Annotated in this window: 10 protein-coding genes; all 10 read left to right on the top strand. The window is 70.6% G+C overall.

Annotation, left to right across the window (positions count from 1 at the left end; all coding sequences use genetic code 11):
* Nucleotides 1–84: 84 nt before the first annotated feature.
* The 10 genes from GFH49_RS20110 (at nucleotide 85) to GFH49_RS20155 (ending at nucleotide 14,028) form a co-directional block, all read left to right on the top strand.
* A complete protein-coding gene (locus tag GFH49_RS20110; protein WP_155057471.1) occupies nucleotides 85–762 on the top strand; it encodes a GntR family transcriptional regulator in 678 nt (225 codons plus the stop codon).
* Nucleotides 763–921: 159 nt separating this feature from the next.
* A complete protein-coding gene (locus tag GFH49_RS20115; protein ID WP_155057472.1) occupies nucleotides 922–2,103 on the top strand; it encodes an ROK family transcriptional regulator in 1,182 nt (393 codons plus the stop codon).
* Nucleotides 2,104–2,379: 276 nt separating this feature from the next.
* Nucleotides 2,380–3,897 (top strand): sugar ABC transporter ATP-binding protein, encoded by a 1,518-nt coding sequence (locus GFH49_RS20120; protein WP_155057473.1) that lies wholly within the window; start codon nucleotides 2,380–2,382, stop codon nucleotides 3,895–3,897.
* The gene (locus GFH49_RS20125) at nucleotides 3,894–4,913 is read left to right on the top strand and encodes an ABC transporter permease (RefSeq protein ID WP_155057474.1); all 1,020 of its coding nucleotides are present in this window, start codon (nucleotides 3,894–3,896) and stop codon (nucleotides 4,911–4,913) included. The genes GFH49_RS20120 and GFH49_RS20125 overlap by 4 nt, the downstream gene beginning before the upstream one ends.
* A gap of 17 nt (nucleotides 4,914–4,930) precedes the next feature.
* On the top strand, nucleotides 4,931–5,971 hold the full coding sequence (locus GFH49_RS20130; RefSeq protein ID WP_155057475.1) for a substrate-binding domain-containing protein: 1,041 nt from the start codon (nucleotides 4,931–4,933) through the stop codon (nucleotides 5,969–5,971).
* Between the two features lie 107 nt (nucleotides 5,972–6,078).
* Nucleotides 6,079–7,296, top strand: coding sequence for a Gfo/Idh/MocA family protein (locus GFH49_RS20135; protein WP_155057476.1), 1,218 nt, complete (start codon nucleotides 6,079–6,081; stop codon nucleotides 7,294–7,296).
* Between the two features lie 14 nt (nucleotides 7,297–7,310).
* On the top strand, nucleotides 7,311–8,309 hold the full coding sequence (locus GFH49_RS20140; protein ID WP_155057477.1) for a sugar phosphate isomerase/epimerase family protein: 999 nt from the start codon (nucleotides 7,311–7,313) through the stop codon (nucleotides 8,307–8,309).
* A gap of 281 nt (nucleotides 8,310–8,590) precedes the next feature.
* Nucleotides 8,591–11,083 (top strand): PQQ-dependent sugar dehydrogenase, encoded by a 2,493-nt coding sequence (locus GFH49_RS20145; RefSeq protein WP_155057478.1) that lies wholly within the window; start codon nucleotides 8,591–8,593, stop codon nucleotides 11,081–11,083.
* 11 nt (nucleotides 11,084–11,094) lie between these two features.
* Nucleotides 11,095–12,456: a ThuA domain-containing protein gene (locus GFH49_RS20150; protein WP_155057479.1), complete on the top strand. Its 1,362-nt coding sequence runs from the start codon at nucleotides 11,095–11,097 to the stop codon at nucleotides 12,454–12,456.
* 168 nt (nucleotides 12,457–12,624) lie between these two features.
* On the top strand, nucleotides 12,625–14,028 hold the full coding sequence (locus tag GFH49_RS20155; protein WP_230396386.1) for an inositol-3-phosphate synthase: 1,404 nt from the start codon (nucleotides 12,625–12,627) through the stop codon (nucleotides 14,026–14,028).

Here is a 14,028-nt window from a genome sequence, read left to right on the forward strand (position 1 = left end):
GGTGCGCCGTAGACTGTAGACGAAAGACAATTCATACTCACGCTACGGCTGCTGTGCACGGCCCTGCCGAGGAGGGGGACCGCGATGTTGTCGACAGGACTGCCGCAGGGGGCTGTACCCAAGCTCGAACGACCCGGGCCGCTGCGGGACCGGGTCTATGAGGCACTGCTCGAACTCATCACCACCCGTGCCCTCCAGCCGGGCCAGCATCTGGTCGAGAGCGAACTCGCGGGGCATCTCGGCGTGTCGCGCCAGCCGGTGCGCGAGGCGCTGCAGCGGCTGAACACCGAGGGCTGGGTCGATCTGCGGCCCGCCCAGGGCGCGTTCGTGCACGAGCCGACCGAAGAGGAGGCCGACCAGCTCCTCACCGTCCGTACGCTCCTGGAGGCCGAGGCCGCCCGGCTCGCCGCAGCCAACGCGGGCAGCGCCGGCATCACCACGCTGGAGGAGCTGTGCGCTGAGGGCGAGAAGGCCGTCGCCGCGGACGACGTGGACGGGGCCGTCGCCATGAACGCCCGCTTCCACTCCACGATCATGGAGTTGGCCGGCAACGCGGTCCTCGCCGAACTCGCCGCCCAGGTCGACCGCCGCGTCCGCTGGTACTACACCCCGATCGCCCGACAGCGCGGCCGGCAGTCCTGGATCGAGCACCGGGAGCTGATCGCCGCGATCTCCGAGCGGGACGAGCAGCGCGCCACCCAGCTGATGCGCGACCACACCGAGCACACGCGGCGGTCGTACCACGCACGGGCTGAGTCCTGAAGCCTCCGGGTCCCCCACACCGGTCTTTGTCCTGTGAGTGGTGAAAGTCCGCAGCAATCTCCGCACAGATTCTTCCCAGCGTCGACGACCGCTGCTACGTTCCCCTCGAAAGCCCGGCAACTGGTGGCCGATTGAGGCGGGGAGGGGTTCGTGAGACGCATGACGGCACGACCCGCGAACGCACATCAGGCCCGTCTGCTCCAGCTGCTCAGGGACGGCGGCCCCAACTCACGGGCCCAGCTGGGCGATCAGGTCGACCTGTCACGGTCCAAGCTGGCCGTGGAGGTGGACCGGCTCCTGGAGACCGGCCTCGTCGTGGCCGACGGACTCGCCGCCTCGCGCGGTGGCCGCCGCTCCCACAACGTCCGGCTGAATCCGGGACTGCGTTTCCTCGGCGTCGACATCGGCGCGACCTCGGTCGACGTCGCCGTCACCAACGCCGAGCTGGAGATCCTCGGCCATCTCAACCAGCCCATGGACGTACGCGAGGGCCCGGTCGCGGTCTTCGAGCAAGTCCTCGCCATGGCAGCCAAGTTGAGGGCCACGGGGCTCGCGGAGGGCTTCGACGGCGCCGGCATCGGCGTGCCGGGGCCGGTCCGCTACCCCGAGGGAGTGCCGGTGGCTCCGCCGATCATGCCGGGCTGGGACGGCTTCCCCGTGCGGGAGGCGCTCAGCCAGGAACTCGGCTGCCCCGTCATGGTCGACAACGACGTGAACCTGATGGCGATGGGGGAGCAGCACGCCGGCGTCGCCCGTACCGTGGCCGACTTCCTCTGCGTCAAGATCGGTACCGGTATCGGCTGCGGCATCGTCGTCGGCGGCACCGTCTACCGCGGTACGACGGGCAGCGCGGGCGACATCGGGCACATCCAGGCCGTGCCCGACGGCCGCCCCTGCGCCTGCGGCAACCGGGGCTGCCTGGAGGCCCACTTCAGCGGGGCCGCCCTGGCCCGGGACGCCGTGGAGGCGGCCCAGCAGGGGCGGTCGGCCGAACTCGCCTCGCGTCTTGCGGCGAACGGCACGCTGACCGCCGTGGACGTCGCCGCCGCGGCCGCCGCCGGTGACGCCACCTCCCTCGACCTGATCCGTGAGGGCGGCAACCGCGTCGGCCAGGTCATCGCCGGACTCGTCTCCTTCTTCAACCCCGGCCTGGTGGTGATCGGCGGTGGAGTGACCGGCCTCGGCCACACCCTGCTCGCCGCGCTCCGCACCCAGGTCTACCGCCAGTCGCTGCCCCTGGCGACCGGCAACCTGCCCATCGTTCTCGGGGAGCTGGGCCCCACCGCCGGAGTGATCGGCGCGGCCCGGCTCATCAGCGACCACCTGTTCTCACCCGCGTAGGCAACACGTCCGTACAGCACGTAGGCAACGGCACGTCCGTACAGCACGTAGGCAACGGCACGTCCGTACAGCACGTAGCGACAGCACGCAGGCAAACAGCACGTCCGTACAGCACGTAGGCACAAGCACGTAGGCACAAGCACGTAGGCACAGGCACGTAGGCACAGGCACGTAGGCACAGGCACGTAGGCACAGCGATCTGCCCCGCCCTGCCCTGAACACGCGTGCCCGCACGCGCCCTGCAACCGGCCCGCACGCCCGCCAAGGGGAAGCCACATGGCACCAGAACCTCCGCTGCTCAGCATGTCCGGCATCACCAAGTCGTTCCCCGGAGTCCGGGCCCTGGACGGCGTCGACCTCGACGTCCAGGCCGGTGAAGTGCACTGTCTGCTCGGCCAGAACGGGGCCGGGAAGTCCACGCTGATCAAGGTGCTGGCCGGCGCCCACCAGCCGGACACCGGCACGATCCACTGGCGCGGCGAACCGGTCACGCTCCGCTCGCCGATCGCCGCCATGCGCCTCGGCATCGCCACCATCTACCAGGAACTCGACCTGGTGGAGCACCTGTCGGTGGCCGAGAACGTCCACCTGGGCCATGAACCCACGGCCGCCGGTTTCGTCGTACGGCGCAGAGCCGCGCGCGAGTCGACGGCCGCGCTGCTGCGGCGACTGGGGCACCCGGAGATCGACCCGGGGCGGCTGGTCGGGAAGTTGTCGGCGGCCCAGCAGCAGATCGTGTCCATGGCGCGGGCGCTCTCCCACGACGTACGGCTCATCGTGATGGACGAGCCGTCCGCCGCGCTCGACCCCGACGAGGTCGACAACCTCTTCCGGATCGTGGGTGACCTGACCTCCGACGAGGTGGCCGTCGTCTACATCTCGCACCGCCTGGAGGAGATCCGCCGCATCGGCGACCGGGTGACCGTGCTCAAGGACGGCCGGGCGGTGGCGGGCGGGCTGCCCGCGAAGACCACACCGACACGCGAGGTCGTGGCGCTGATGACCGGGCGGAACGTCGAGTACGCCTTCCCGGACCGGCCCTCGCGCGACGTGTCCGGGAATCCTCTGCTGGAGGTGCGAGGTCTCTCCAGGGAAGGCGAGTTCGAGCCCCTCGACCTGACCGTGCACCCGGGGGAGATCGTCGGCCTGGCCGGTCTCGTCGGCTCCGGCCGCTCCGAGATCCTGGAGACGGTCTACGGCGCCCGCAGGCCGGGTTCGGGCCAGGTCCGCGTGGACGGGCGGCTGCTCAAACCCGGCAGTGTCCGGGCCGCCGTCCGCGCCGGGCTCGGCCTCGCGCCCGAGGAGCGCAAGGCGCAGGCGCTGCTGATGCTGGAGTCCGTCACCCGCAACGTGTCGGTCTCCTCCATGTCCCGCTTCTCGCGCGGCGGGTGGATGGACCGCGGCGCCGAGCTGACCGCGGCCCGGGCCGCGACACGCGAGCTGTCGCTGCGCCCCGACAACCCGTCCGCGCCGGTCCGCACCCTGTCCGGAGGCAACCAGCAGAAAGCGGTCCTGGCCCGCTGGCTGCTGCGCGGCTGCCGGGTGCTGCTGCTCGACGAACCGACCCGCGGCGTCGACGTCGGCGCCCGCGCCGAGCTGTACGCGGTGATCCGCCGCCTCGCCGACGAAGGCCTCGGCGTGCTGCTGGTCTCCAGCGAGGTGCCCGAGGTGCTCGGCCTCGCCGACCGCGTGCTGGTGCTGCGCGAGGGGCGTGTCGTACACGAGGCGCCCGCCCGTGAGCTCGACGAACACCGTGTACTCGACCTCGTCATGGAAGGAAGTCCGGCGTCATGACGCAGCACGTCTCCCCGCCCCGGGACGGCACCGACAAGACGGCCCCGGTCAGCGAACCCCCCGCCTGGCGGGGGGTGTTGGCCCGCTCCGACGTCCGCACCCTCTCGCTCCTCGGCGTGCTCGCCGCGCTGATCCTGATCGGCGGCATCACCAAGCCCGACGAGTTCCTCGACACCCGCAACCTCCAACTCGTCCTCACGCAGGCCTCGGTGATCGGCGTCGTCACGGTCGGCATGACCTTCGTCATCACCTCCGGCGGCATCGACCTCTCCGTCGGCGCGATCGTCGCCCTCGCCTCGGTCTGGGCGACCACCGTCGCCACCCAGGAGTACGGCTTCGCGGGCATCCTCTTCACCGCGGTGATCGTCGGAGTGGGCTGCGGCCTGGTCAACGGACTGCTCATCGCGTACGGCGGGATGGTCCCGTTCATCGCCACGCTCGCCATGCTGGCCTCGGCGCGCGGGCTGGCGCTGCAAATCACCGACGGCAACACCCAGATCGTCACCGTGGAGGGAATCCTGGACCTCGGCGAGCGCGACTCGTACGTCCTCGGCGTCCCGCCGCTCGTGATGGTCTTCGCCGTCGTCACGATCATCGGCTGGCTGATCCTGAACCGCACCACCTTCGGCCGCCGCACCGTCGCCGTCGGCGGCAACGCGGAGGCCGCCCGGCTCGCCGGCATCGACGTACGCCGCCAGCGGCTGTACCTCTACCTGCTGTCCGGACTGTGCTGCGGCATCGCCGCCTTCCTGCTGATCATCCTGTCCGGCTCGGGCCAGAACACCAACGGCAACCTGTACGAGCTCGACGCCATCGCGGCCGCGATCATCGGCGGCACGCTGCTCAGCGGGGGCCGCGGCACCATCACCGGCTCCGTGCTCGGCGTCCTGATCTTCACCACGATCACCAACATCTTCGCCCTGAACAACCTGCAGAGCGACGTCCAGCAGATCGCCAAGGGCGCGATCATCGTCGCCGCCGTGCTGGTCCAGCGCCGTACCGCGAGCACGACTTGAGGAAAGGGTTCAGTGATATGTCACATCTCACCAGTCGCAGAGGACTGCTCTTCGGAGCCGCCGCCGTATCCACCGGAGCCCTCCTCGCGGGTTGCACGAGCAACGAGTCGAGCGACGACGAGCCGGCCGCGAACGACCAGCCGGCCGCCGACGACCAGCCCGGCAAGCAGGTCACCATCGGCTTCGCCGGACCGCAGGCCGACCACGGCTGGCTCAACGCGATCAACGACAACGCCAAGAGCCGGGCCGAGAGGTACTCCGACGTCACCCTGGAGATCACCGAGGGCTCCAACGACACCGCCGCGCAGATCGGCCAGATAGAGACCCTGATCAACAAGAAGGTCGACGTCCTGGTGGTGCTGCCCGCCGACGGCAAGGCGCTCACCCAGGTCGGGTTGCAGGCGATGCGCGCGGACATCCCCGTCGTCAACCTGGACCGGATCTTCAACTCCCCGCAGGCGTACCGCTGCTGGATCGGCGGCGACAACTACGGCATGGGCCTCAACGCCGGCACCTACATCGGCGAGAAACTCAAGGGACAGTCGAACGCCCGCGTCATCGAACTGGCCGGCCTGGACAACCTGGAGCTGACCCAGCAGCGCACCCAGGGCTTCGACGACGCGCTGAAGAACTACCCCAACATCAGGAAGGTGGCCCGTCAGGCGGCCGAGTTCACGGTGGAGTCCGGGCAGTCCAAGATGGCCCAGCTCCTCCAGGCCCAGCCGGACTTCGACGCCCTGTGGAACCACGACGACGACCAGGGCGTGGGCGCCCTGCGCGCCATCGAGCAGGCCGGACGGGACGACTTCCTGATGGTCGGCGGGGCGGGCGCGCTCTCCGCCTTCGAGGCGATCAAGCAGGACGACGGCGTGCTGAAGGCGACCGTCCTCTACCCGCCCACCATGGCCGCGTCCGCCATCGACCTCGCCCGCGCGCTCGGCCAGGGCAAGGGCGTCGGCGGCCTCGCCGAGTTCGAGATCCCGGCCTCGCTGACGCTGTACTCGGCCGTCGTCGACAAGACCAACGTCGACCAGTACATGTCCACCGGCTTCAAGTAAGCGTTCACCGGCTTCAAGTAGGTGGGCTCCCGCACACCCGGGTCCGATCCGCGCACCGGGTTCGGACCCACCCCCCACCGCGCCACGACGACGAGGAGGACCACTCCATGGGACAGCCGAACCCGCCCGAGGGAGCCGGGGAAGCCGGGCCCGACAAGCCGCCGCTGCGTGTCGGCATGGTCGGGTACGCCTTCATGGGCGCCGCCCACTCCCAGGGCTGGCGGACCGCGGGCCGTGTCTTCGATCTTCCCCTGCGCCCGGCGCTGACCGCGATCTGCGGACGGGACCCGGCCGCCGTACGCGCCGCCGCCGACCGGCACGGCTGGGCGTCGGCCGAGACCGACTGGCGGGCCCTGATCGAACGGGACGACATCGACCTCGTCGACATCTGCACCCCCGGCGACAGCCACGCCGAGATCGCCGTCGCGGCGCTGGCCGCCGGCAAGCACGTCCTGTGCGAGAAGCCCCTCGCGAACACCGTCGAGGAAGCGCAAGCCATGACGGGCGCCGCCCAGGAGGCCCTGGGACGAGGCCGGTTGGCGATGGTCGGCTTCAACTACCGCAGGGTGCCCGCCACGGCGCTCGCCCGCCGGATGATCGCCGACGGCAAGCTCGGCAGCCTGCGGCACATCAGGGTGACGTACCTTCAGGACTGGCTCGTCGACCCGGAGTTCCCGCTCACCTGGCGGCTGCGCAAGGAACTGGCGGGCTCGGGCGCCCTCGGCGACCTGGGCGCCCACATCGTCGACCTCGCGCAGTACCTGGCGGGGGAGCAGTTGTCCGGGGTGTCCGCGCTCACCGAGACGTTCGTGCGTGAACGCCCGCTGTCGGGCGGCTCCGTGAAGGGCCTGTCCGCGGTGTCGGCCGGGGGCACCGGCCCGGTCACCGTCGACGACGCCGCCCTGTTCACCGGCCGCTTCCCCTCCGGCGCCCTCGCCTCCTTCGAAGCGACCCGGTACGCCACCGGACGCAAGAACGCCCTGCGCATCGAACTCAACGGCGAGCGCGGCTCGCTGGCCTTCGACCTGGAACGCCTCAACGAACTCTCGTACCACGACGGTACGGAGCCCGCGACGCACGCCGGCTTCCGCCGCATCCTCGTCACCGAACCCGAACACCCCTACCTGGACGCCTGGTGGCCGCCCGGCCACGGCCTGGGCTACGAGCACACCTTCGTCCACCAGGCCCGCGACCTGGTCCGGGCCATCGCCGAGGGGCGCCAGCCGGACCCCTCCTTCGCGGACGGCCTCCAGGTGCAGCGCGTCCTGGCGGCGGTCGAGGAGAGCGCCGAGAAGAACTCCGTCTATACCCCCATCGCCGTCTGAGGAGGCCTCTGTCCATGCCGCGGAACTTCACGCTCTTCACCGGCCAGTGGGCCGACCTCCCGCTCGAAGAGGTCTGCGGCCTGGCCCGCGACTTCGGCTACGACGGACTCGAACTGGCCTGCTGGGGCGACCACTTCGAGGTCGACAAGGCCCTCGCGGACCCGTCGTACCTCCCGTCCCGGCACGCGCTGCTCGACAAGTACGGCCTCAAGTGCTGGGCGATCTCCAACCACCTCGTCGGCCAGGCCGTCTGCGACGCCATCATCGACGAGCGCCACCGGGCCATCCTGCCGGGCGAGGTGTGGGCCGACGGAGACCCGGAGGGGGTACGGCGACGGGCGGCGGACCGTATGAAGGACACCGCGCGTGCGGCGGCGGCCTTCGGTGTCGACACCGTCATCGGCTTCACCGGCTCCGCGATCTGGCACCTGGTCGCGATGTTCCCGCCCGCCCCCGAGCCGATGATCGACCGCGGCTACCAGGACTTCGCCGATCGCTGGAACCCGATCCTCGACGTCTTCGACAGCGAAGGCGTGCGGTTCGCCCACGAGGTCCACCCGAGCGAGATCGCGTACGACTACTGGACAACTCATCGCGCACTGGAGGCCGTCGGCCACCGGCCCGCCTTCGGCCTGAACTTCGACCCCTCGCACTTCGTGTGGCAGGACCTCGACCCGGTCGGCTTCCTCTGGGACTTCCGCGACCGCATCTACCACGTGGACTGCAAGGAGGCCCGCAAGCGGCTCGACGGCCGCAACGGCCGCCTGGGCTCGCACCTGCCCTGGGGCGACCCGCGCCGCGGCTGGGACTTCGTGTCGGCGGGCCACGGCGACGTCCCCTGGGAGGACGTCTTCCGCATGCTCCACTCCATCGACTACCAGGGCCCCATCTCCGTGGAGTGGGAGGACGCCGGCATGGACCGGCTCCAGGGCGCACCCGAGTCCCTGACCCGCCTCAAGGCCTACGACTTCGAGCCGCCGTCGGCCTCCTTCGACGCGGCCTTCGGCAACTGAGCCCCTGCACAAGGAGCAGCCGAGCCTCTTCACAAGGAGCAGCCGAGTCTCTGCACAAGGAGCAACCGAGCCTCTTCACAAGGAGCAGCCGAGTCTCCGCACAAGGAGCAACCGAGCCTCTTCACAAGGAGCAGCCGAGTCTCTGCACAAGGAGCAGCCGAGTCTCCGCACAAGGAGCAACCGAGTCTCTTCACAAAGAAGCTTCCCGACTTCTCCGGGGTGACGGCGCACCCCGGCGCAAGGCACCCGCATGGACAACCGGCCCCATCATGGAGGCACCCGTGCACGCGAACGATCGCACCACAGGCACCGGCAGAAACGAGACCCAAAGACGACGCCGCCCGTCCTTCCGCAAGGCGGTCGCCCTGCTCAGCGGGGCACTGCTGGCAGGCGCGTCCCTCACCCTCGTAGCGCCCCCCGCCGGCGCCGAACCCTCGGTGGCCGCCGAGGACTTCCAGCAGGTCACCCTCGCCAAGGGCGAGCCGGAGGTCGGCGAGCCCATGTCGCTCGCCGTCCTCCCGGACCGCTCGGTCCTGCACACCTCCCGCGACGGCGAACTCCGCGTCACCGACGCGGCGGGCAACACCAAGCTCGCCGGCAAACTCGACGTCTACTCGCACGACGAGGAAGGCCTCCAAGGCGTAGGCGTCGACCCGGGCTTCGCCGACAACCGGTTCATCTACCTCTACTACGCACCCTCGATGAACACCCCGGCGGGCGATGCCCCCGAGACCGGCACCGCCGCCGACTTCGCCCCCTTCGACGGCGTCAACCGCCTCTCCCGCTTCGTGCTGAGGACGGACGGCACCCTCGACACCGCCAGCGAGACGAAGATCCTCGACATCCCCGCCTCCCGCGGCCTGTGCTGCCACGTCGGCGGTGACATCGACTTCGACGCGGCGGGCAACCTGTACCTGTCGACGGGTGACGACACCAACCCCTTCCAGTCGGACGGGTTCACGCCCATCGACGAGAGGTCCAACCGTAACCCCGCTTTCGACGCCCAGCGTTCGTCCGGGAACACCAACGACCTGCGCGGCAAGATCCTGCGCATCAAGGTCAACCCCGACGGCTCGTACTCGATCCCGGACGGCAATCTCTTCGCACCCGGCACGGACAGGACGCGGCCCGAGATCTACGCGATGGGCTTCCGCAACCCGTTCCGCTTCAGCGTCGACAAGGAGACGGGCATCCTCTACGTCGGTGACTACGGCCCCGACGCGGGCGCCGCGGACCCGGCGCGCGGACCGGCCGGCCAGGTCGAGTTCGCCCGCGTCACCGGCCCCGGCAACTTCGGCTGGCCGTACTGCACGGGCGACAACGACGCCTACGTCGACTACGACTTCGCGACCGGCGCTTCGGGCGAGACCTTCGACTGCAGCGCGCCCAAGAACACGTCCCCGAACAACACCGGCCTGACCGACCTGCCGCCGGCCCAGGCCGCCTGGATCCCGTACGACGGCGGGTCCTTGCCCGAGTTCGGCGACGGCTCCGAGTCCCCGATGGGCGGCCCGGTCTACCACTACGACCCCGAGCTGGACTCGCCGGTGAAGTTCCCGGAGGCGTACGACGGCGACTTCTTCGCGGGCGAGTTCGGCCGCCGCTGGATCAAGCGCGTCGAGAGTGATGCGAGCGGCACCGTGCAGTCCATCAACGACATCCCGTGGACCGGCACCCAGGTCATGGACATGGCCTTCGGTCCGGACGGCGCGCTGTACGTCCTCGACTACGGCACCGCGTGGTTCGGCGGCAACGAGAACTCCGGGCTGTACCGCATCGAGAACGCGACCGACGGGCACTCCCCGGTGGCGCAGGCGTCCGCTTCCGTGACGTCCGGTCAGGCACCGCTGAAGGTGCGCTTCTCGTCCGAGGGCACGAGCGACCAGGACGGCGACGCGCTCACCTACAGCTGGGACTTCGGCGACGGCTCCACGTCGACGGCGGCGAACCCCTCGCACACGTACAAGAAGAACGGGACCTACACCGCGACGGTGACCGCCAAGGACGCCGGCGGCCGGACCGGCAGCGCGAGCGTGCAGGTCGTGGTGGGCAACACCGCGCCGAAGGTGGTGCTGGAACTTCCGCGGGACGGACAGCTGTTCAGCTTCGGTGACGCGATCCCGTTCAGGGTGAAGGTCACCGACCGTGAGGACGGCCGGGCCGTCGACTGCTCCAAGGTCAAGGTCACCTTCATCCTCGGCCACGACAGCCACGGCCACCCGCAGACCTCGGCCAACGGCTGCAGCGGCACCATCCAGACCAGCGCGGACGGCGGCCACGACCCGAACGCCAACATATTCGGCGTCATGGACGCCGAGTACACCGACGGCGGAGGCGGCGGCCAGGCCCCGCTGACCACCCACGACCAGAGCGCCCTCCAGCCCGAGCACCGCCAGGCCGAGCACTTCGACAACGGTTCCGGCGTCTCGGTCATCAACAAAGCCCCGGCGAACGGCGGCAAGACGGTCGGGGACATCCACGACGGCGACTGGATCTCGTTCTCGCCGTACGTCCTGAGCAACGCCCGCCAGATGACCGCACGCGTCTCCTCCGGCGGCGCCGGCGGCACGCTCGAAATCCGCGCGGGCTCGGCCGCGGGTCCGCTGCTCGGCAAGGCGACCGTGCCGGTGACCGGCGGCTGGGAGAACTTCCAGGACGTCACCGCCGACCTGCCCCGCGCACCCCGCTCCACGACCACGCTCTACCTGGTCTTCAAGGGCAGCGGCACCGGCGCCCTGTACGACGTGGACGACTTCACCTTCACCACGGGCTGAGAGGAGGCGTGATGCGATCAACCAGCCGCACGGCAACCGCGGTCGCGGTCGCGGCACTGGCCCTCGGCTGTGTCTCGGGGCCGGCCGCGTCGGACTCCGGCGCCGACTCCGGGCGGGTGCTGGTCTTCTCCAAGACGGCGGGCTTCCGCCACGACTCCATCCCGGACGGGGTGGCAGCGCTCAAGGAACTCGGCGCGGCGAACGGCTACACCGTCGACGCGACCGAGGACGCGGGTGCCTTCTCACCGTCGAACCTGCGGCGCTACGACGCCGTGGTCTTCCTCTCGACGACCGGGGACGTCCTGAACGGCACCCAACAGCGCGCCTTCGAACGCTACATCCGGCACGGCGGCGGCTACATGGGCGTCCACGCGGCGGCCGACACCGAGTACGACTGGGCGTTCTACGGCGGTCTCGCCGGCGCGTATTTCGAGTCGCACCCGGCGATCCAGGGCGCGACGGTGCGGGTCGAGGACCGTGCGCACCCCGCGACCGCGGGTCTGAACGCCACCTGGGACCGGACAGACGAGTGGTACAACTACCGCTCCAACCCCCGGGAACGGGCCCATGTCCTCGCCTCGCTGGACGAGTCGTCGTACACCGGCGGCACGATGGACGGCGACCATCCGATCGCCTGGTGCCAGCAGTACCAGGGGGGCCGCTCCTTCTACACGGGCGGCGGCCACACCAAGGAGTCCTACGCCGAACCCGCCTTCCGGCAGCATCTGCTGGGCGGGCTGCGCTGGATCGTCGGCGACGCCCAGGCCGACTGCCGCCCGGAGAACGGCTACCGCCCGCTCTTCGACGGCACGTCCGCGTCACTGGCCGACTGGAAGCAGGCGGGTCCGGGTTCGTTCGTCCTGAACGAGGACGGCACGCTCACGACGACCGGCGGCCTCGGCATGCTCTGGTACCCCGCCCAGGGCTTCGGCGCCTACTCACTCAAGCTCGACTGGAAGGTGGACGGAGACGACAATTCTGGTGTATTCGTGGGATTTCCACCCTCGGACGATCCGTGGTCGGCTGTCGACAACGGCTATGAGGTCCAGATCGACGCCACGGACGTACCGGAGCGGACGACCGGGTCCGTCTACGGTTCCCAGTCCGCCGACCTGGCCAAGCGCGACCGCGCGCTGAACCCGCCGGGGGAGTGGAACACGTACGAGATCCGAGTGGAGGGCGAGCGCCTCCGCGTCTGGCTCAACGGCGTTCAGATCAACGACTTCACCAATACCGATCCGGCCCGGAGCCTGCGCGACGGACACGTCGGCATCCAGAACCACGGAGCCGACGACCAGGTGTCCTTCCGCGACATCCGGATCAAGGAACTGCCCGCGAAGGGGCCAAAGACCTCGGCCTCTCCGGGCGACTGAACGGCGGCGGGCGGGGGACGCCGGACCCCCGCCCGCCGTCTCCCCTGCTTGTGCCGGGTTGCGCGCACGGCGGTTCGCGCACGGTGGTTGGCGTGCGGTGGTTGGCGTGCGGTGTTCGCGCTCGGTGTTCGCGCTCGGTGTTCGTGTACGACAAGGAGGCTGCTGCCCATGTCCGCGTCCCTATCCCGCCCCATTCGCGTGGGCGTATGGCTGATCGGAGCCCGCGGCTCCGTGGCCACAACCGTCGTCGCGGGGTGTGCTGCCGTGACCGCGGGCCTGCACCCGCCCACCGGCATGGTCACCGAGACCCCCGACTTCACGGACTGCGGTCTGCCGCCCCTGTCCTCACTCGTCTTCGGCGGCCATGACACGGTCGACTGCCCCCTGCCGAAGCGCGCCGAAGCCCTCGCGGCGGGCGGCGTCCTGCCACCGGGTCTTCCCGCGGCGATCGCGTCCGAACTGACCGCGGCGGACCGGGAGATCAGGACCGGCGGCCCGGCTCCCGGCGACAGCCGGGACGAGGAGAACCTGATCGCCGCCTTCGCCGCGGACATGCGCGACTTCGTACGACGGTGTGGGCTGGAGCGGGCGGTCGTGGTGAACGTGGCCTCCACGGAGCCACCGGCCACCGGCGCCTCACTGCCGCCGAGTTCCCTGTACGCGGCGGCGGCCCTCCGCGCGGGCTGCCCGTACGTCAACTTCACGCCGTCGACCGGCCTGCACCACCCCTCGCTCGCAGCCCTGGCCGAGGCGAGCGGTCTGCCGTATGCGGGCCGTGACGGCAAGACCGGCCAGACGCTGCTGCGTTCGGCGCTGGGACCGATGTTCGCCCAGCGCGCGCTCGCCGTCCGGGCCTGGTCCGGCACGAACCTGCTGGGCGGCGGTGACGGTGCCGCGCTCGCGGATCCCGCCGCCGCGGCGGCGAAGAACTCCGGCAAGGAACGGGTGCTCGCGGACACTCTGGGCAGCGTCCCACAGGGCGAGGTCCACATCGACGACGTTCCCGCCCTCGGTGACTGGAAGACCGCCTGGGACCACATCGCCTTCGACGGTTTCCTCGGCACGCGGATGATCCTCCAGACGATCTGGCAGGGCTGCGACTCGGCCCTTGCGGCACCGCTCGTGCTGGACCTGGCGCGGCTGGTGGCCCGCGCCCACGAGACGGGTCTGACCGGCCCGCTCTCCGAACTCGGCTTTTACTTCAAGGATCCGGTGGGTGAGGCGCCTTCGGCTCTTGGCGAGCAGTACGCGGTGCTGCGGGAGTTCGGGGGGCGGCTGGGGCGGCTGGGACGGTCGGGGCAGGTGGGGCGATTGGGGCGGTTGAAGGGGCCAGCGGCGGAATCGGGGGACGGGCCGAGGGCCGGGGCGGCGGCCCTGCAGGATTCAGGTGGCGGTTCGGTGGCTGCGGCAGCGAGGAAGCTGACTGACGGTTCGAGGGCCGCCGGGGTCGGTGAAGAGCTGACGGACGGTTCGGTGGCCCAGCCCCAGGCCCAGGGCCGGGCCCAGGGCCGGGCCCAGGGCCGGGCCCAGGGCCGGGCCCAGGGCCGGGCCGGGGCCGGGGAGGAGCGGTGA

Origin of the sequence: Streptomyces blattellae (assembly GCF_009709555.1) — a bacterium.
GTDB classification, from domain to species: domain Bacteria; phylum Actinomycetota; class Actinomycetes; order Streptomycetales; family Streptomycetaceae; genus Streptomyces; species Streptomyces blattellae.